Annotated in this window: 15 protein-coding genes and 1 pseudogene; 6 read left to right on the top strand and 10 right to left on the bottom strand. The window is 74.3% G+C overall.

What is annotated here, in order from left to right; all coding sequences use genetic code 11:
• The 5 genes from ACGFIZ_RS18530 to ACGFIZ_RS18550 all read right to left on the bottom strand — a co-directional run bounded on the left by ACGFIZ_RS18530 (position 1) and on the right by ACGFIZ_RS18550 (position 3,483).
• Entirely contained in the window at positions 1 to 282 is a 282-nt protein-coding gene (locus ACGFIZ_RS18530; protein WP_393420726.1) for a MoaD family protein, read from the bottom strand.
• Between the two features lie 75 nt (positions 283 to 357).
• Positions 358 to 846 carry a Mov34/MPN/PAD-1 family protein gene (locus ACGFIZ_RS18535; RefSeq protein WP_393420728.1) on the bottom strand — a complete coding sequence of 163 codons (489 nt, stop codon included), beginning with the start codon at positions 844 to 846 and terminating at the stop codon, positions 358 to 360.
• Positions 847 to 898: 52 nt separating this feature from the next.
• Positions 899 to 1,417 (bottom strand): DUF2017 domain-containing protein, encoded by a 519-nt coding sequence (locus ACGFIZ_RS18540; RefSeq protein ID WP_393420730.1) that lies wholly within the window; start codon positions 1,415 to 1,417, stop codon positions 899 to 901.
• Positions 1,393 to 1,683 (bottom strand): ATP-dependent Clp protease adapter ClpS, encoded by a 291-nt coding sequence (gene clpS, locus ACGFIZ_RS18545; protein ID WP_393420732.1) that lies wholly within the window; start codon positions 1,681 to 1,683, stop codon positions 1,393 to 1,395. The genes ACGFIZ_RS18540 and clpS overlap by 25 nt, the downstream gene beginning before the upstream one ends.
• Before the next feature lie 126 nt (positions 1,684 to 1,809).
• The gene (locus ACGFIZ_RS18550) at positions 1,810 to 3,483 is read right to left on the bottom strand and encodes a hypothetical protein (protein WP_393420734.1); all 1,674 of its coding nucleotides are present in this window, start codon (positions 3,481 to 3,483) and stop codon (positions 1,810 to 1,812) included.
• Positions 3,484 to 3,681: 198 nt separating this feature from the next.
• Here ACGFIZ_RS18550 and ACGFIZ_RS18555 point away from each other — a divergent pair, with 198 nt between their 5' ends.
• From ACGFIZ_RS18555 to ACGFIZ_RS18570, 4 genes are all read left to right on the top strand, one after another.
• Entirely contained in the window at positions 3,682 to 6,357 is a 2,676-nt protein-coding gene (locus tag ACGFIZ_RS18555) for a LuxR C-terminal-related transcriptional regulator (protein WP_393420736.1), read from the top strand.
• A gap of 16 nt (positions 6,358 to 6,373) precedes the next feature.
• Positions 6,374 to 7,660, top strand: coding sequence for a nicotinate phosphoribosyltransferase (locus ACGFIZ_RS18560; RefSeq protein WP_393420738.1), 1,287 nt, complete (start codon positions 6,374 to 6,376; stop codon positions 7,658 to 7,660).
• A gap of 26 nt (positions 7,661 to 7,686) precedes the next feature.
• The gene (locus tag ACGFIZ_RS18565) at positions 7,687 to 8,268 is read left to right on the top strand and encodes an isochorismatase family protein (protein ID WP_393420740.1); all 582 of its coding nucleotides are present in this window, start codon (positions 7,687 to 7,689) and stop codon (positions 8,266 to 8,268) included.
• A 72-nt stretch (positions 8,269 to 8,340) separates the two neighbouring features.
• Complete coding sequence (locus tag ACGFIZ_RS18570; protein WP_393420742.1) at positions 8,341 to 9,552, top strand: MFS transporter; 1,212 nt, start codon at positions 8,341 to 8,343, stop codon at positions 9,550 to 9,552.
• Between the two features lie 576 nt (positions 9,553 to 10,128).
• Here the strand turns inward: ACGFIZ_RS18570 and ctaD are convergent.
• The 4 genes and pseudogenes from ctaD to ACGFIZ_RS18590 form a co-directional block, all read right to left on the bottom strand.
• Entirely contained in the window at positions 10,129 to 11,889 is a 1,761-nt protein-coding gene (ctaD, locus tag ACGFIZ_RS18575; RefSeq protein ID WP_393420744.1) for a cytochrome c oxidase subunit I, read from the bottom strand.
• 130 nt (positions 11,890 to 12,019) lie between these two features.
• Complete coding sequence (locus ACGFIZ_RS18580) at positions 12,020 to 13,126, bottom strand: FAD-dependent monooxygenase (RefSeq protein ID WP_393420746.1); 1,107 nt, start codon at positions 13,124 to 13,126, stop codon at positions 12,020 to 12,022.
• Positions 13,127 to 13,276: 150 nt separating this feature from the next.
• Positions 13,277 to 13,768, bottom strand: a pseudogene (locus ACGFIZ_RS18585) (hypothetical protein); the annotation flags it as partial.
• 116 nt (positions 13,769 to 13,884) lie between these two features.
• On the bottom strand, positions 13,885 to 14,670 hold the full coding sequence (locus ACGFIZ_RS18590) for an aldo/keto reductase (protein ID WP_393420748.1): 786 nt from the start codon (positions 14,668 to 14,670) through the stop codon (positions 13,885 to 13,887).
• Between the two features lie 127 nt (positions 14,671 to 14,797).
• Between ACGFIZ_RS18590 and ACGFIZ_RS18595 the strand changes: the two genes are divergently transcribed.
• Both ACGFIZ_RS18595 and ACGFIZ_RS18600 read left to right on the top strand, forming a co-directional pair.
• Complete coding sequence (locus ACGFIZ_RS18595) at positions 14,798 to 15,847, top strand: DNA polymerase ligase N-terminal domain-containing protein (RefSeq protein WP_393420750.1); 1,050 nt, start codon at positions 14,798 to 14,800, stop codon at positions 15,845 to 15,847.
• 19 nt (positions 15,848 to 15,866) lie between these two features.
• A complete protein-coding gene (locus ACGFIZ_RS18600; protein WP_393420752.1) occupies positions 15,867 to 17,057 on the top strand; it encodes a threonine synthase in 1,191 nt (396 codons plus the stop codon).
• Between the two features lie 30 nt (positions 17,058 to 17,087).
• On the opposite strand, the gene ACGFIZ_RS18605 is transcribed toward ACGFIZ_RS18600, so the two are convergent.
• Positions 17,088 to 17,480, bottom strand: coding sequence for a cupin domain-containing protein (locus tag ACGFIZ_RS18605; protein WP_393420754.1), 393 nt, complete (start codon positions 17,478 to 17,480; stop codon positions 17,088 to 17,090).
• Between the last annotated feature and the right edge of the window lie 54 nt (positions 17,481 to 17,534).

Raw genomic sequence — 17,534 nt, forward strand, 5'->3', positions numbered from 1 at the left:
CTAGCGGGCGCCGCCGGCCACGGCCGGCAGGATGGTGACGCTGTCGCCGTCGGTGAGCTTGGCGTCCAGCGCGCCGAGGAAGCGGACGTCCTCGTCGTTGACGTAGACGTTGACGAACCGGTGCAGCGCGCCGGCGTCGGTGACCAGCCGGGGGCGCAGGCCCTCGTGCCGGGAGTCCAGGTCGGTCAGCAGGTCGCCCAGCGTGTCGCCGGCCCCCTCGACGACCTTCGCGCCGCCGGTGTAGCTGCGCAGGATGGTGGGGATGCGAACCTCGATGGCCATGGTGTCGTAACTCCTTGTTCGGGTGTGTGGTGGCACGGTGACGGAAGGGAGAAGGATGTTTCGGCGCTGCGGGTGTCAGCGGTCGGAACACTCGTAGTCGACCGTCGCCGGGCTCTGCCCGAACATGCACGACTGGACGGCGTGCGGGTCCACGCTGGCGTCCACGATCCGGACCGGCTCCTCGGTCACCACGCCGTCGACGATCCGGTAGGAGCGGATCTCCTCCGTGTCGGGCTCTCGAGTGGAGACGAGCAGGTAGTGGGCGTTCGGCTCGCCGGCGAAGGAGATGTCCGTGCGGGACGGGTACGCCTCGGTCGCGGTGTGGGAGTGGTAGATGACGACCGGCTCCTCGTCGCGGTCGTCCATCTCCCGCCACACCCGCAGGTGCTCCATCGAGTCGAACTCGTAGAAGGTCATGGAGCGGGCGGCGTTCTCCATCGGGACGTGCCGGATGGGGGTGTCACTGCCGGCGGGGCCGGCGACCACGCCGCACGCCTCATCCGGGTGGTCCCGGCGCGCGTGGGCGACGATCGCGTCGACGATCGACCGGTCGATGGTCAGCACGCCGTCCAGCCTAACGCCTGTTGGCCTTCACCCGAAGTGGCAGCGGTCACGCTCAGTCGATCATCGCGTTGAGCAGCGATTCCTGGAGGTACCCGAGATAGGCGTATACCGATATTTGGAACACCCGGGTCGACGACGGGTCCGCGGCCACCGCCACGTCCAGTTCCGCGCCCAGGTCCGTGCCGTCCTTGATCTCCAGCCGGACGCCCATCGCCAGCCGCGCGTCGTTGAGCGCCCGCAGCCACGCCTCGGCCGCCTCGGCGTCGAGCGCCACCTCGCCGCTGGCCTCGGGCAGCGCGGCGAGGACCGCGCCGGCCTGGTCGATCTTGCCGGTCTTCAGGTCGCCCTCGGTGTAGCGGCGGAACTCCGCCGCACCGGGCGCGTCGTCCGGGTACGCCTCGGGGAACAGCCGGCCGACCACCGGGTCGGAGTGGTCGAAGCCGTCCGTGAGCAGGCCCACAACCTCGGAGGCCACCTTGCGCAGCACGCGGACCTCGTCCGGGGCGAGGGTGACGACGTACCGGTCGCCGCGGCGGCGGAACTCGCTCACGAGCGCTCCACCGTGGCCCACAGCCCGTACGCGTGCAGCTGCGCCGCGTCGTGCTCCATCCGTTCCCGGGCGCCGCTGGAGACCACCGCCCGCCCCTTGTGGTGCACGTCCAGCATCAGCTTCTCGGCCTTCTCCCGGCTGTACCCGAAGAGCTTCTGGAAGACCCAGGTCACGTACGACATCAGGTTGACCGGGTCGTCCCACACGATCGTCACCCACGGCCGGTCGGAAGCCGGCACCTCTTCGGTGTCCGGCGTCTCGACCGGTGCAACCTGCGGAGCCGCCATGCCCCCATCGTGCCACCGGTTCCGCCGTGGCGATGAACCGGAGCGCCGGACCGGCCCGGATCGGCGCCGACGGGCCGCACGGACGGCGCGCGCCCGAGCCGGGCCGCCGGGCCGACCGGGCGGCCGTCAGGCCAGCAGGATGCCGTGGTCGACCGCATCGGAGAGCACCACGCCGAGCGAGAGGCGGACCGCCTCGAACCGCCGGGAGACCTCCCGTGCGAGCTCCAGTTCGACCTCGCGCAGCGCCCGCTGCGCCCAGGAGCGCGCGCCACCCGGGTCGTCGTTGCCGGGCATGCGCCAGTGCTGCCAGCATCCGCCGGAGAGCGCCACCGCCACGGGCGGCAGCACCTCGGTACGCGGCGCGCCGGGGTAGCCGGAGACCGAGTCGACGGCGCCGGGGCCGGCCAGCTCGGCCACCCCGGCGGTGCTGGTGACGAGCAGCACCCGGTCGAGATCCTGGCCGGCCGGGTGCTCGGCGAGCCCGAAGTGCACGGCGTCGGCGATCCGCCGGCGCACCCCCTCCGCGACCGGGGCGCCGAAGACCCGCGCCGCGGCGTCGTCCAGGATCGCCCGCACCGCCCGGTCGCACGTGGCGGTGGCGAGCAGCGACAGCGCCTCCATCTCCCGGTCCAGTAACTGCGGCAGGCCCGCGCAGCCGACCCCGAAGACGATCTCCTGGACCACCCGCAGGTGGGTGTTGGCGAGTTCCAGGGCGAGGTCCTGGCGGATCCGCTGGGCGCAGGAGCGCGCCTGGCGGTCGAGCTGTTCGGACCACTCGGTCGGGTCCAGGCCGGGCAGCACCGACACCCGGCCGTGCGCCCCGGCCGGCACGGGCGGCTGGGCGCTGGCCCGGCGCAGTCCCTCCCCGACGGACCAGCCCACCAGCGCCCGACGCAGCGCGTCGGTCTCCTCCGGCCGCGCCGGACACCACCGCGCTCCGGCCAGCTCCGGCACGGCGGAGAGCAGGGCGGCGCGGTGCGCGGCGACGACCACCTCGACCGGCTCGACGGGCTCGGCCGCGGACCGGCCGGCCCGCGGGTCCACCGGGGCGCCCGGGCGCGCGGCCGACGCCGGCGCCCCGCCCCCGCCGTCGGGGCCCGCCGGCCCGACGCGCCTCGCCCGGCCCCCGCGGCCACGGATCACCCGCCCGTCCGGCGCCGCCCCCTCGCCCCGGGCGACGGGCGCCCCGTCGGACGACGGCGCCCACCCGGACGTGCCCGGCGTGACCACGAAGAAGACCTCGACCCGGCTGCGGGCGACCTCGGCCAGCAGGTGCAGCTCGGCGGCGGTGAACGCCTGGTCGGCGGCGATCACGAAGAGCAGCGCGCCGCCCCGGCCGACGGCATCGCGCAGGATCTGCCCACCGGCGGGGCCGAGCGTCTCGCTGTCCGGCGTGTCGACAAGGGTGAAGTGCCGCAGCAGCGGCTCGGCGAGGCTCAGCTCGACCCGGCGCGGCGGCCGGGCCAGGGCGGGGCCCGCCGCGGACCCGTCCGGCGGGTAGCTGTGCGGCTCGCGGTAGCCCGGCACGTAGGCGGCCCGGGTGGCCACCCGGGCGTGGTCGACCATCAGCCAGCTCCCCGTCGGGACGGCGAGCACGTCCGGGGCGAGCTCCAGCAGGGCGGCGAGCACGTCGCGGCGGGCGGCGCCGGCCGGACCGGCGGCGACCACGGCCAGGGGCTCGTCCGGCCCGGGCTCGGTCACCCCCAGCCGGACCGGCAGCGGCGCGCACCGCGCGGGGCCGAAAGGGCCACCGCCGGCATGATCGGTCACGTCGATCCCGGGGAGAGGGCCCGGCTTCATCAGGTGGCCTCCCGGTGAGGGCGGCCACTGGAACCCGGCCGCGTGTCCCTTCCGGCCGAGACAGCCGGATGCCGGAAGAGTATGGGCGAACGGCGTCGGCAACAGGACACCCGGATACTCACGGGTAACCATCGGGTTACTCAATTTCCCGCGGCGACGGTACGTACGCGGACGCATCCGGATCGATATGCTGCTCCGATGAGTCGCTGGGAGTTCGTCGGCCGCCGGGATGAGCTCGACCGCCTGTTGACGGCGGCCACCGGGGCCGAGGGGCGCGGCCTCTTCTACCGCGGCTCCGCGGGGGTGGGCAAGAGCCGGCTGCTGCGCGAGTGCCTGGCCGCCCTGCCCACCGACCGGTACGCCGTGTGGTCGATCTCGGCCAGCGCCACCACGGCGGCCCTGCCCTTCGGCGGCCTCATCCAGGTCCTCCCCGCCGAGCAGCCGCAGGGGCTGTCGCCCGCGGGGGTGCTGCGCTGGGCCGTGGACCAGTTGCAGCAGCAGGCAGCCGGGCGGCGGATCGTGCTGGCGGTCGACGACTCGCACCTGCTCGACCCCCCGTCGGCGGCGCTGGTGCACCTGATCGCCCGGGCCGACAACGCCACGGTGATCGGGACGCTCCGCGACGGCGAGCAGCTGCCGCTGCCGATCCGGGCCCTGTGGACCGACGGCCTGGTCGACCACGTGGAGCTGACCCCGCTGGGGCTCTCCGACACCACCGGGCTGCTCGCGGCCATCCTCAAGGGGCCGGTCGACGGCCGGTCCGCCGAGCGGCTGTGGCGGCTCTCCGGCGGCAACCCCCTGCTGCTGCGCGAGCTGGTGATGGCCGCCCCGGACGGCGAGCTGTGCCGCGCGTACGGGATGTGGCGCTGGACCGGCGGCCTAGAGCTGGCCCCCAGCCTGTCCGACCTGATCGACACCCGGATCGGGCAGCTCACCCCGGGCGTGCGGGCCGTGCTGGAGCTGGTCGCCTTCGGCGAGCCGCTGGGCCTGCACCTGCTCTACCAGGCGGTGGAGCCGACCGACGTGGAGACCGCCGAGGAGCGCGGCCTGATCGCGGTGGAGCACAACGACCGCCGGGTCGACGTGCGGCTGGGCCACCCGCTCTACGGCGAGGTGATGCGCCGCCGCTGCCCGGTCAGCCGGACCCGCCGGTTGCAGGCCCGGCTCGCCGAGCTGCTGGAGGCGGTGGGCAAGCGCCGCCGGGGCGACCTGCTGCGGGTGGCGGTGTGGCGGCTCGACTCCGGCACCGCGCAGGATCCGGCGCTGCTGCTCGACGCGGCCGCGCAGGCGTTCGCCCGGTACGACGTACCGCTGGGGACCCGGCTGGCCCGCGCGGCGCTCGACGCCGACGGCGGCTTCGACGCCGCGGAGCTGCTGGCCACCATCCTGATGTTCGCCGACCGGCCCGAGGAGGCCCTGGCGATGCTCGACGCCGTCGCCGCGGACGCGTCCGGCCCGGGGCGGCGCGCCCGGTGGCTCACGGTCCGGGGCATGGTCAGCTACTGGGGGCTCAACCAGGAGTCCACGGTGGAGGAGATCGCGGCCCTGGGCGCGGAGCTGACCGACGCGAGCGAACGGGCCCGCGTCAACGCCTTCGAGGCGATCATGCGGCTGCACCGGCTGGACACGACCGGCGCGGTACGGCTGGCCCGGGCGGTGCTGGACCGGCCGGCCGCCGGGGTGGCCGCCCGCGAGCTGGCCCGGTGCACCCTCGCTCACCTCCAGGCCGCGCAGGGGGAGCTGACCCGCAGCGCCGCCGCGATCCGGCAGGTGCAGGCCGAGGCGGCCCGCTGGCGCGGCGACATGCCCTACCTCCAGCTGGCGCTGGAGCTGGCCCGGGGCACCCGGCTCACGCTCGGCGGCGACCTGGCCGGCATCGACGCGATCGTCGCCGACGAGTTCGCCGACCTCGCGGGCGAGGGCGACTTCCGGCTCGGCACCGGCTACCTGGCCATCCTCCAGGCGTACGCGGCTCGGCTGCGCGGGCAGAGCGGCACCGCGCTCAAGACCAGCCTCGGCGCGTGCGCGGTGCTGGCCACCAGCCGGGTGTACGCGGGCCTGGCCCAGGCCGAACGCGCCCAGGCGGCGGCGCTGCGCGGCGACGCCGCGCACGCCGCGGAGGCGATGGCCGAGGCGGACCGGACCCACACGCCGGGGATGGCGGTGCTCTACCCCTGGCTGGAGCAGGCCCGCGGCGCCGCGCTCGCCGCCGCCGGAGACCTGCCGGGCGCCGCCAAGCACCTCGCCGCCCTGGCCGACCGGCTCCGTGCGGACGGCCTCGCCGGCCACGAGGTGCTCGTCCTGCACGACCTGGTCCGGCTCGACCAGGCCGCCACCCCCGTCGGCCCGACCTGCACCGACGGCGGCCGGCGGACGGTGGCCCAGCGGCTGGCCGAACTCTCCGAGCGGGTCGACGGCCCGCTGCCGCCGCTGCTGGCCCGGTACGCGCGGGCCACCGTCGCCGACGAGGCCGACGACCTGCTCGCCGTGGCCGACGACTTCGCCGCGCTGGACCTGCGGGTCTTCGCCGCGGAGGCGACCGCGGCGGCGCTGCACCGGCTGCGAAGCGACCGGTCCAGCTCGGCCTCGGTCGCCCACGAGCGCCTCGGCGAGCTGCTCAGCCGGTGCGACCAGGTCGCCACCCCCGCGCTACGGCTGGGCCAGCCCACCCTGACCGAGCGGGAGTGGGAGATCGCCCGCCTCGCCGCCGAGGGGGTGACCAGCCGGGCCATCGCCGAGCGGCTCTTCCTGTCCAGCCGGACGGTGGAGAACCACCTGCAGCACGTCTACAGCAAGCTCGGGGTGGCCGGGCGGACCGCGCTGCGCTCCGCGCTGCGGTCGTTGCCGGGGCAGGACGGCGAGCTCGCGGGCTGAACTCTAGGCTGGTCGGGTGAGCACCCTTCGTCCCGCGCTGCTGACCGACCACTACGAGCTGACGATGGTCGGCGCCGCCCTGCGGGACGGCACGGCCGACCGTCCCTGCGTCTTCGAGGTGTTCACCCGGCGGCTGCCCACCGGGCGCCGGTACGGCGTGGTCGCCGGCACGGCCCGGCTGGTCGAGATGATCCGCGACTTCCGGTTCTCCCCCGCCGAGATCGACTTCCTGCGCCGCACCGGCGTCGTCGACGACCGGGCCGCCGAGTGGCTGGCCGGGTACCGCTTCACCGGCGACGTCGACGGGTACGCCGAGGGCGAGCTGTTCTTCCCCGGCTCCCCCATCCTCACCGTCTCCGGCGGCTTCGCCGAGTGCGTGGTGCTGGAGACGCTGGTGCTGTCCGTGCTCAACCACGACTGCGCCGTCGCCGCGGCCGCCGCCCGGATGGTCACCGCGGCCCGCGGCCGGACGCTGATCGAGATGGGTTCCCGGCGCGCCCACGAGGAGGCGGCGGTGGCCGCCGCCCGCGCCGCGTACCTGGCCGGGTTCCGGTTCACCTCCAACCTGGCCGCCGGCGAGCGGTACGCCATCCCGACCGCCGGCACCGCCGCGCACGCGTTCACGCTGCTGCACGACGACGAGCGGGCGGCGTTCGCCTCGCAGGTCGCCACGCTCGGCAAGGACACGACGCTCCTGGTCGACACGTACGACATCAGCCAGGGCATCCGCACCGCGATCGAGGTGGCCGGGCCCGAGCTGCGGGCCGTCCGGATCGACTCGGGCGACCTCGCGGTCATCGCCCAGCAGTCCCGCGAGCTGCTCGACTCCCTCGGCGCCACCGAGACGAAGATCGTCGTCTCGGGCGACCTCGACGAGTACGCCATCGCCGCGCTCGCCGCCGAGCCGGTCGACATGTACGGCGCCGGCACCGCGGTCGTCACCGGCTCCGGCGCGCCCACCGCCGGCCTGGTCTACAAACTGGTCGAGGTGGCGGGCCAGCCGGTCGTGAAGCGCTCCGAGCACAAGGCCACCATCGGCGGGCGCAAGGTCGCCGTCCGCCGGCACAAGCCGACCGGCACCGCCACGGAGGAGGTCGTCGTCCCGCAGGGCGTACCGGACCGGCAGCCCCACGACCGGCTGCTCCAGCGGTCGTACGTCGTCGCGGGCGATCCGGTCACGCTGCCCACGCTGGACGAGTCGCGGGAGCACCTGCGGCAGTGCCTGATCTCCATCCCCTGGGAGGGCCTGAAGCTCTCGGCCGGTGACCCGGCGATCCCGGTCACGGTCGTCCCCGCCGCCTGACTCCACTCCCCCGAAGGAGCACCCCCGTGGGCAACGCGCTGATCATCGTCGACGTGCAGAACGACTTCTGCGAGGGCGGGTCCCTCGCCGTGGCCGGCGGGGCCGGCGTGGCCGCCGGGATCTCCCGGCTGCTCGCCGCCGAGCCCGACCGCTGGGACCACGTCGTGGCCACCAAGGACTACCACGTCGACCCGGGGGCGCACTTCGGCGACCCGCCGGACTACGTCGAGTGCTGGCCCGCGCACTGCGTGGTCGGCACGCCCGGCTCGGAGTTCCACCCCGAGCTGGACACCAGCCGCGTCGAGGCGGTCTTCCACAAGGGCGAGTACGCCGCGGCGTACTCGGGCTTCGAGGGGCACGCCGCCGACGGCGAGTGCCTGGCCGACTGGCTGCGCCGGCACGGCGTCGACACGGTCGACGTCGTCGGCATCGCCACCGACCACTGCGTGCGGGCCACCGCCCTGGACGCGGCCCGGGCGGGGTTCGCCACCACCGTGCTGCTCGACCTCACCGCCGCCGTGGCCCCGGAGACCACCGACGTGGCGCTGCGCGCCATGGAGGGTGCGGGAGTGGCGATGCGCGGGCAGGCGGTGATCAGGGCCGCCTGACGCGGTAAACGGCTGGCGGGTGTCGTGCCGGGGGTCGAGGATGGCGACCGGAGGTACTCCACCGTCGTGAACATGAAGCCTTACCGGCAGGCGCTCGCCCTGCCCGGACTCCGGTCGCTGCTGCTGGTGTCCGTGCTCGCCCGCATCCCGCTCACCGCGACCGGGATCACCATCACCTTCCACGTGGTGCTCGACCTCGGCCGCGGGTACGGGGCGGCGGGCCTGGTCGGCGCGGCCATGACCGTGGGCGCCGCGATCGGCGGCCCGCTGCTCGGCCGGCTGGTGGACAGGCGCGGCCTGCGGCCGGTCCTCGTCCTCACCACGGTCGCCGAGGGCGTGTTCTGGTCCACCGCGCCCGCGCTGCCGTACCCGCTGCTGCTGCCCGCCGCGTTCGTCGCGGGGCTGCTCGCCCTGCCCCTGTTCTCGGTGATCCGCCAGTCGGTCGCCGCGCTCGTGCCGCCGGAACGGCGCCGCCCGGCGTACGCGCTGGACTCCATGTCGGTGGAGTTGTCGTTCATGGTCGGGCCGGCGCTCGCCGTGGCCCTGTGCACGACGGTGTCGTCCCGGTTCACCCTGTACGCGGTCGGCGCCGGCATCGTCGCCTCGGGGATCACGCTGTGGCTGATGAACCCGCCCGTGCGGGAGGCGGACGAGCCGGCCCGCGAGCCGCGCCGGGTGCCCCGCCGTGAGTGGATCACGCCCCGGCTGCTCGCCGTCCTGGCGGTCAGCCTCGCCGCCACCCTCGTGCTCGGGGGCACCGACGTCGCGGTCGTCGCCGTGCTGCGCGCCGGCGGCGAGGTGGGCTGGACGGGCGCGGTCCTCGCCGGGTGGGCTGCCGCGTCGCTGGTGGGCGGCTTCGCGTACGGGGCGGTGAGCCGCGCCGTGCCGCCGCTGGCCCTGGTGGCCGCGCTGAGCCTGTGCACCATCCCGATCGGGCTGGGCGGCTCCCACTGGTGGCTGCTCGGCCTGGCCCTGGTCCCGGCCGGAATGCTCTGCGCGCCGTGCATCGCCGCCACGGCCGACGCCGTCAGCCGGCTGGCCCCGGCCGCCGTGCGCGGCGAGGCGATGGGCCTGCACGGCTCGGCCGTGACGGTCGGGGTCGCGCTGGGCGCCCCGCTGGCCGGCGCGGTGATCGACGCCAGCGCGCCGCTGTGGGGATTCGTGGTCATCGGCGTGATCGGCGTGCTGGTCACCGCCGCCGTGCTCCCCGCCGAGCTGCGCCGCCGCCGCGCCCCGGCTCCGGAGCCCGCCCCGACACCGGAGCCGGCCCCGCTGACCGGCTGACGGCCCCGCTGACCGGCTGACGGCTCCCCGGGACGCTCGCCCACCCCGGCGCCGCTGCCCTGGCGCCACGGGCCCGGCGACCACAACTCCCGGTCCAGACGCTCGCCCACCCCGGCGCCGCTGCCCTGGCGCCACGGGCCCGGCGACCACAACTCCCGGTCCAGACACTCGCCCACCCCGGCGCCGCTGCCCTGGCGCCACGGGCCCGGCGACCACAACTCCCGGTCCAGACACTCGCCCACCCCGGCGCCGCTGCCCTCCGCCCGCACCGTGGCGGTCTCGCGCCACGGGCCCGGCGGCCGCACCGGGACGGTCTCGGCGTCCAACCGGCGCCACGCGCCCGGCGGCCGCAACTTCCGGGAAGTTGCGGCCTCGACCGGCCGGAAAGGCGACAACTTCCGGGAAGTTGCGGCCTCAACCCGGGGTCGGGACCTCGACCCGGGGCCGGGACCGGGACCGGAGGAAGGGCATGGGACCGGAGGAAGGGCACGGGGAGAAGGCACGCGGGGAGAAGGGTGGAACACGGCAACGGGCGCCGCACCCCCAGTGGGGTGCGGCGCCCGTCGTAGCGGTCGGTCAGCGCCGGTCGGCGTTGCTCGCGGTGTCCTCCTGGTAGCTGGCGCCACCGTCGGCCTCGCTGGTCAGCGGCTTGGCGCCGCCCTCCGGCGGCCCGGCCAGGCTCTGGCCGCCGGCGGCCAACTCCGGGAACTTCGCGTCGAACGCGGGGCGCTCGGAGCGGATGCGCGGCATCCGGTCGAAGTTACGCAGCGGAGGCGGCGAGGTGGTGGCCCACTCCAGGGAGTTGCCGTGGCCCCACGGGTCGTCGACCTCGACCACCGGGCCGGTCTTGTACGACTTCCAGCAGTTCCAGATGAACGGCAGGGTCGAGATACCGGTGATGAACGCGCCGACGGTGGAGATGGTGTTCAGCATGGTGAAGCCGTCGTCGGGCAGGTAGTCGGCGTAGCGGCGGGGGAAGCCCTCGGCGCCCAGCCAGTGCTGCACCAGGAACGTGGTGTGGAAGCCGATCATGGTCAGCCAGAAGTGCACCTTGCCGAGCCGCTCGTCGAGCATCCGGCCGAACATCTTCGGGAACCAGAAGTAGATGCCGCCGAAGACGGCGAACACGATGGTGCCGAAGAGCACGTAGTGGAAGTGCGCCACCACGAAGTACGAGTCCGAGATGTGGAAATCCAGCGGCGGGCTGGCCAGCAGCACGCCCGTCAGGCCACCGAAGAGGAACGTCACCAGGAAGCCGACGGCGAACAGCATCGGCGTCTCGAAGCTGATCTGGCCCCGCCACATGGTGCCGATCCAGTTGAAGAACTTCATGCCGGTCGGCACGGCGATCAGGTAGCTGAGGAAGCTGAAGAACGGCAGCAGCACCTGGCCGGTGACGAACATGTGGTGCGCCCAGACGCTCATCGACAGGGCGGCGATGCCGACGGTCGCGGCCACGAGGCCCTTGTAACCGAAGATCGGCTTCCGGGAGAAGACCGGAATGATCTCGGAGATGATGCCGAAGAACGGCAGCGCGATGATGTAGACCTCGGGGTGGCCGAAGAACCAGAACAGGTGCTGCCACAGCATCGGGCCGCCGGTGGCCGGGTCGTACACGTGGGCGCCGATCAGCCGGTCCGCGGCGAGCGCGAACAGCGCGGCGGCCAGCAGCGGGAAGACCAGGATCGCCAGCAGGCTGGTGACCAGCAGGTTCCAGGTGAAGATCGGCATCCGGAACATGGTCATGCCGGGGGCGCGCAGGGTCAGGATCGTGGTGATCATGTTCACCGCGCCGAGGATCGTGCCGAGGCCGGAGATGGCCAGGCCGACGATCCACATGTTGGCGCCCACGCCCGGCGAGTGCTGCGCGTTGCTCAGCGGGACGTACGCGAACCACCCGAAGTCGGCCGCGCCGCCCGGGGCGATGAAGCCGGCGGTGGCCATGGTGCCGCCGAACAGGTACAGCCAGTACGCGAAGGCGTTGAGCCGGGGGAACGACACGTCCGGGGCGCCGATCTGCAGCGGCACCACGTAGTTGCCGAAGGCGAACACGATCGGCGTCGCGAAGAACAGCAGCATGATCGTGCCGTGCATCGTGAACAGCTGGTTGAACTGCTCGGGCGACAGGAACTGCATGCCCGGTCGGGCCAGCTCGGCCCGCATGATCAGAGCCATCAGGCCACCGATCATGAAGAACGCGAACGCGGTGACCATGTACATGATCCCGATCTGCTTCGCGTCCGTGGTCCGCAGCAGCCGCGCGAGGGCCGACCCCTTGACCGGCTCTCGGACCGGCCAGGGCCGGGTCACGACCGGCTTGGGTGCGACGGTGGTCACGAGTGGCCTCCGGTTCTGGTTTGTCCCGCTCGGCACGCGCTGGTTATCTGCGAGCCGTCATCCGCAAGGAGGATAGTCCCCCGCAGGTGGGGGCACCGCGTGGGGTGGCGGGGCAGGATGGAAGGTCGCTCTACAGCGGGTCGACGAGCAACCGGTAGTGCTCGCCGAAGATGCGCCCGCCGCGCCCGCGCAGCAGCGGGTCGCGCAGCGCCGGCGGCACGTCGCGGGTTCGGTTGCGGTCCCGGGTCCGGTCCCGCACCCACCGGGTACGCGGACGCCGCCGACTCTCGTACGCGACCAGGGCCGCCTCGACCGAACCGGCCCCCTTCAGTGCCTCGGCCAGCACCACCGCGTCCTCCAGCGCCATGGCCGCGCCCTGCGACAGGGTCGGGGCGGTGGCGTGCGCGGCGTCGCCGACGAGCAGCACCCGCCCCCGGGACCAGCGCCCCAGCTCGACCTCGTCGGTCACGCTGACGTGCACCTGGTCCAGCGCCTCCAGCACCTGCGGCACGGGCCCGCCGTACGAGCCGAACAGCTCGCGGAGCCGGGCCAGCGGCTCCGCCGGGGCGACGGTGCCCGCCTCGTCGGCGTAGCAGTAGAGCCGCCCGGCGCCCAGCGGCACCACGAGGAAGCCCGACCGCTGGCCGAGCAGCGCGGTCCACTCGGTGACCGGCGGGCCGCCCCGCACGACGCCCCGGTACACCACCTGCCCGGCCCGACGGGGCGGCCCGCCCAGCGCGGCCAGCGAGCGTACGGTCGAGCGGGGGCCGTCCGCCCCGATCACCAGGTCGTACTCGGCGGCCGTGCCATCGGCGAAGGTGACGGCCACGGCCGCGGGCAGCAGCTCGATGGCGCTCACCTCGGCGCCGTGCCGGACGGCGCCGCCGGCCCCGGTGAACAGGACGCGGTGCAGCTCGGCGCGGGGCAGGGCCCGGCACTCGCCGACGCCCGCCCACAGGGCGTCGAGGTCGACCTCGCACAGCGGGACGCCGTCGGAGTCGAAGAAGCGTTGCCGGTAAATGATCCGCCCGAGCGGGCGTACCGGGTCGTGCAGGTCGAGCCGGCGCAGCGCCCGCGCCGCGTTGCCGGGCAGATAGAGGCCGGTGTCGACGAGTTCCGACGCGGGCAGCTTCTCGGTGACGTCGGGCCGGAAGCCCACCATCCGCAGCGCCCGGGCCACGGCCAGCCCGGCGATGCCCGCACCGACGACGAGGATGCGCAGGGGGGAGCCACGCATGGTGGTGTACGCCTCCGGGAGGGGTGAGGCACGCGTTGAAGGCAAGAGACTACTCGGTGCGATGAGTGCACGGTAGAGCCCTTCGTCCCATTCTGATCAGCGGCCGGCGGGCCCCGCATCGCACGGCTACCCAACGCCGCCGCTGGCCTGCTCGTCGACCGTCGCCTGGCCCGTGCCGTGGTGGTCGTTGGCGACGTGGTGCAGCCCGTTGACCTTGCGGACGATCGTCGCCCCACCGGGCAGCGCGTAGTAGCGGGTGGCGTCCGTCGCGCGGGTGGTGTGGTTGAGCCGGATCTCCATCCCCGGCAGGTAGAGGGTGGTCGCGTCCGGCTCCTTGCGGAGCATCCGCGAGCCGTCGACGTCGTACAGGAAGCTGGTCTTCTTGCCGTCGGCGTTGGTGACGGACTCGAGGTTGCCCTCGGCGTCCCACTCCAGCGTCTGGTCCGCGCCCACCTTCGTACGCACGGTCGTGTTGCCGGCCGCGTCGTGGTCGTACTCGTGCCGCCAGACGTTGCCCGCCGGGTCGGTGACGGTGGCGAGCTGGCCCGAGCGGGTGTAGGTCTTGTCGAGCTTGCCCGTGGCGGTGTAGAAGGTGTCGGCGATCATCCGGGTGCCGTCCGGCCCCTGGGTCTGCACCTGGCGGGGGCGCAACAGGCCGTCGTGCAGCGTGTACTCGACGCTGTAGGAGCCGTCGTTCTGCCGCTTCTCCGTCTTGACCGCGACCGGCTTGTCCGTCCGGATCAGGTACGTGTACTTGATTACCGGCCGAGGGCGTCGATGTCGCGCATCTCCTCCGCCGTCAGCGAGAAGCCGAAGACGTCGAAGTTGGCGCGGATGCGCTCCGGCGTCACCGACTTGGGGATCACCACGATCTCGTGGTCGATGTGCCAGCGCAGCACCACCTGCGCCGGGGACGCGTCGTGCGCGGCAGCGATCCGGGTCAGCACCGGATCCGACAGGTCGCTGGTCTTGAACGGGCTGTAGCCCTCCAGCACGACACCCCGGTCCCGGTGCGCGGCGTGCGTCCGCCGGTCGTACAGGGTGGGGCTCCAGCGGATCTGGTTCACCGCCGGGGTCTCCTCGGTGGCCTGGATCAGCTCGTCGATCTGGCTGACGCTGTAGTTGCTGACCCCGACCGCGCGGGCCAGCCCCTCGTCCCGGGCCGCCAGCAGCTCCCGCCAGGTGGGAATGCTGTCCCCGGGCGTGGCCGGCGGCCAGTGGATCAGCCACAGGTCGACGTGGTCGGTGTCGAGGGCGCGCAGGCTCTCCTCGATGGTCTCCCGCTCCCGGCCCACCCGTTCCGGCGGCAGCTTCGTGGTGATGAAGAGGTCCTCCCGGCGCACCCCGCTCTCCCTGACCGCCCGGCCCACCTCCCGCTCGTTGCCGTACATCGTGGCGGTGTCGATGTGCCGGTAGCCGGCGTCGAGGGCGGCGAGCACGGCGTCGTAGCCGGCCTGGCCCGTGGCCTGCCAGGTGCCGAAGCCGAGCAGCGGCATCCGGACGTCGCCGGCGAGTGGGACGGTGAGCTGGTCAACGCTCGTCATGCCGGCGGTTCTACCCCCGATCGCATCCGACATGCCCCCGGGCCCGCCCAACGACGGAAGCGTTCGGAACGGCACGAACCGGACGGTCGGCGATGCCGGGGGGCACCGCGTACCGGAGAATGCGGGGATGGCCGACCGGCTGGAGGAGTACCGGCGCCGGAGGGACGCGAAGCGTACCCCCGAGCCGCTGCCGGAGCGGACGCCCGCGCCGGGGCGGGCGGGCCGGCGCAGGCCCCGGTTCGTCATCCAGCAGCACCACGCCCGCCGGCTGCACTGGGACCTGCGGCTGGAGCACGAGGGCGTGCTGGCGTCCTGGGCGGTGCCGCGCGGCCTGCCCCGGGAGCCGGGCCGCAACCACCTCGCCGTGCACACCGAGGACCACCCGATGGAGTACCTCACCTTCCACGGCGAGATCCCGGCCGGCGAGTACGGCGGGGGCCGGATGACCATCCACGACACCGGGACGTACCGCGCGGAGAAGTGGCGCGACGACGAGGTGGTCGTGGTCCTCGACGGGAAGCGGAGCTCCGGCCGGTACGTCCTGTTCGCCACCGGCGGCCGGGACTGGATGGTCCGCCGCACCGACCCCGCGCCGCCGGGCTGGACGAGCATGCCGGAACTGGTCCGCCCGATGCGCCCGACGCGGGCCGCCCGGCTGCCCCGCGACGAGGCGGCCTGGGGGTACGAGCTGCGCTGGGACGGCGTCCGGGCCGCGGCGTACGTCTCCGGCGGCCGGCTGCGGCTGATCGACGACGCCGACGCCGACGTCACCGGGGCGTACCCGTGGCTGCGCGAGCTGGCCGAGGAGCTGGCGCCGACGGAGGCGGTCCTGGACGGCGTGCTGGTCGACATCGACCGGCGGGGCCGGGTCCGGCCGGCCCGGCCGGGCACCGGCGCTCGCGCCGGCGCGACCGGGCAGTACCTGGTCTTCGACCTGCTCTGGCTGGAGGGCGTGTCCAGCGTCGAGGTGCCGTACGCGCAGCGCCGCGAACTGCTCGACGGTCTGGCGCTGGCCGGGGCGCACTGGCAGACTCCGCCGTGGTTCCCCGCCGCCGGGGCGGACGCGTTGCGGGCCGGCCGCGAACAGGGGCTGCCCGGGGTGGTGGCGAAGCGGCTGGACTCGGCGTACGAGCCGGGCCGCCGCAGCCGGAACTGGCTGAGCATCGACGCAAGCTGAGGATGCGAGGAGCAGGCACGTGTACCTGACGCACCTGGAGTGCCCGCGCTGCGGCCGGGCGTACCCGGCGACGGAGCCGCAGAACCTGTGCCAGTGCGGCTCGCCCCTGCTGGCCCGCTACGACCTGGCGGCGGTCGCCGACACCGTCATGCCGGAACGGTTCATGCTGCGCCCGGCCGACCTGTGGCGCTACCGCGAGCTGCTGCCGGTGGCCGACCCCCGGTACGTCACCACGCTGGGCGAGGGCTGGACGCCGCTGCTGCGCGCCCCGGCGTACGGCGCCCGGATCGGCATCCCCGACCTGATCGTCAAGGACGAGGGGCTGACCCCGACCGGCTCGTTCAAGGCGCGGGGGGCGGCGGTCGGGGTGAGCCGGGCCCGCGAGCTGGGCGCGACCCGGATCGCCATGCCGACCAACGGCAACGCGGGCGCGGCCTGGGCGACGTACGCGGCCCGGGCCGGGATCGGGGCGACCATCGCCATGCCACTGGACGCGCCGGCGATCTGCCGCCGCGAGGTGCTGGCCGCCGGCGCCGACCTGCGCCTGGTCGACGGGCTGATCAGCGACGCCGGCCGGCACATCGCCGCCCTGGTGGCGTCCTCCGGCGGCGCGATCTTCGACGCCGGCACGCTGCGCGAGCCCTACCGGCTGGAGGGCAAGAAGACGATGGGGTACGAGATCGTCGAGCAGCTCGGCTGGCAGGTGCCCGACGTGATCATCTATCCGACCGGCGGCGGGGTGGGGCTGATCGCCATCCACAAGGCGATGCTGGAGCTGCGCGAGCTGGGCTGGATCGGCGACCAGCTGCCCCGGCTGGTGGCGGTGCAGTCGACCGGCTGCGCGCCGATCGTCCGGGCGTTCGCCAACGGGGACGAGCGGGCCGAACCGTGGGTGGACGCGCGGACGGTGGCGTTCGGCATCACCGTGCCGGCGCCGCTGGGCGACGAGCTGGTCCTGTCCGCGCTGCGGGCCAGCGCCGGCACGGCGATCGCGGTGGACGACGCGGAGATCCTGGCCGACCTGCGGGACTTCGGCGCCGACGAGGGGCTGCTGCTGTGTCCCGAGGGGGCGGCCTGCCTGACCGCCGCCCGGCACCTGCGCGCCGGCGGGTGGATCCGGGCCGGCGAGCGGGTGGTGGTGCTCAACACGGGCGCGGGGCTGAAGTACCCGGAGACGGTGGACGTCTCTGCCGTACCGGTGGTGGCCTGACCGGGGGCGCCCGGCGGCCTGGGCGGCCCGTCACGCGGTCGGCGGCTCGTCCTCGCCGGCCGCCTCCGCCGCGTCGGCCTCCTCCTTCGTCCGGTGCACCGCCTGGTCGGCGTGCTCCGGCGGGCCGTACACGGTGTAGAGGACCAGCGGGTTCGGGCCGGTGTTGACGAAGTTGTGCTTCGTGCCGGCCGGCACCACCACCAGGTCCCCCTGGGCGACCGCCTTCTTCGCGCCGGCGACCCGGGCCTCGCCGGTGCCGCTGACGAACGTCAGGATCTGGTCGATCCCCTCGTGGATTTCCGCGCCCGCCGGAAGTCCGGGCTCTTCTCGGCCACGGTCGCGATCGTGTAATGCTCCATGGCGCGCACATACCCGGCGGCGGCGCGCGTCACGCCGGTAACCGCAGATGGTGGAATTCCCCACTGTTCGGAGGTTTGGACCCGGACACACCGGGCATCGACAGCATCGACCGGCCCG

The organism is Micromonospora sp. NPDC048830, from assembly GCF_043198215.1.
GTDB lineage: Bacteria > Actinomycetota > Actinomycetes > Mycobacteriales > Micromonosporaceae > Micromonospora.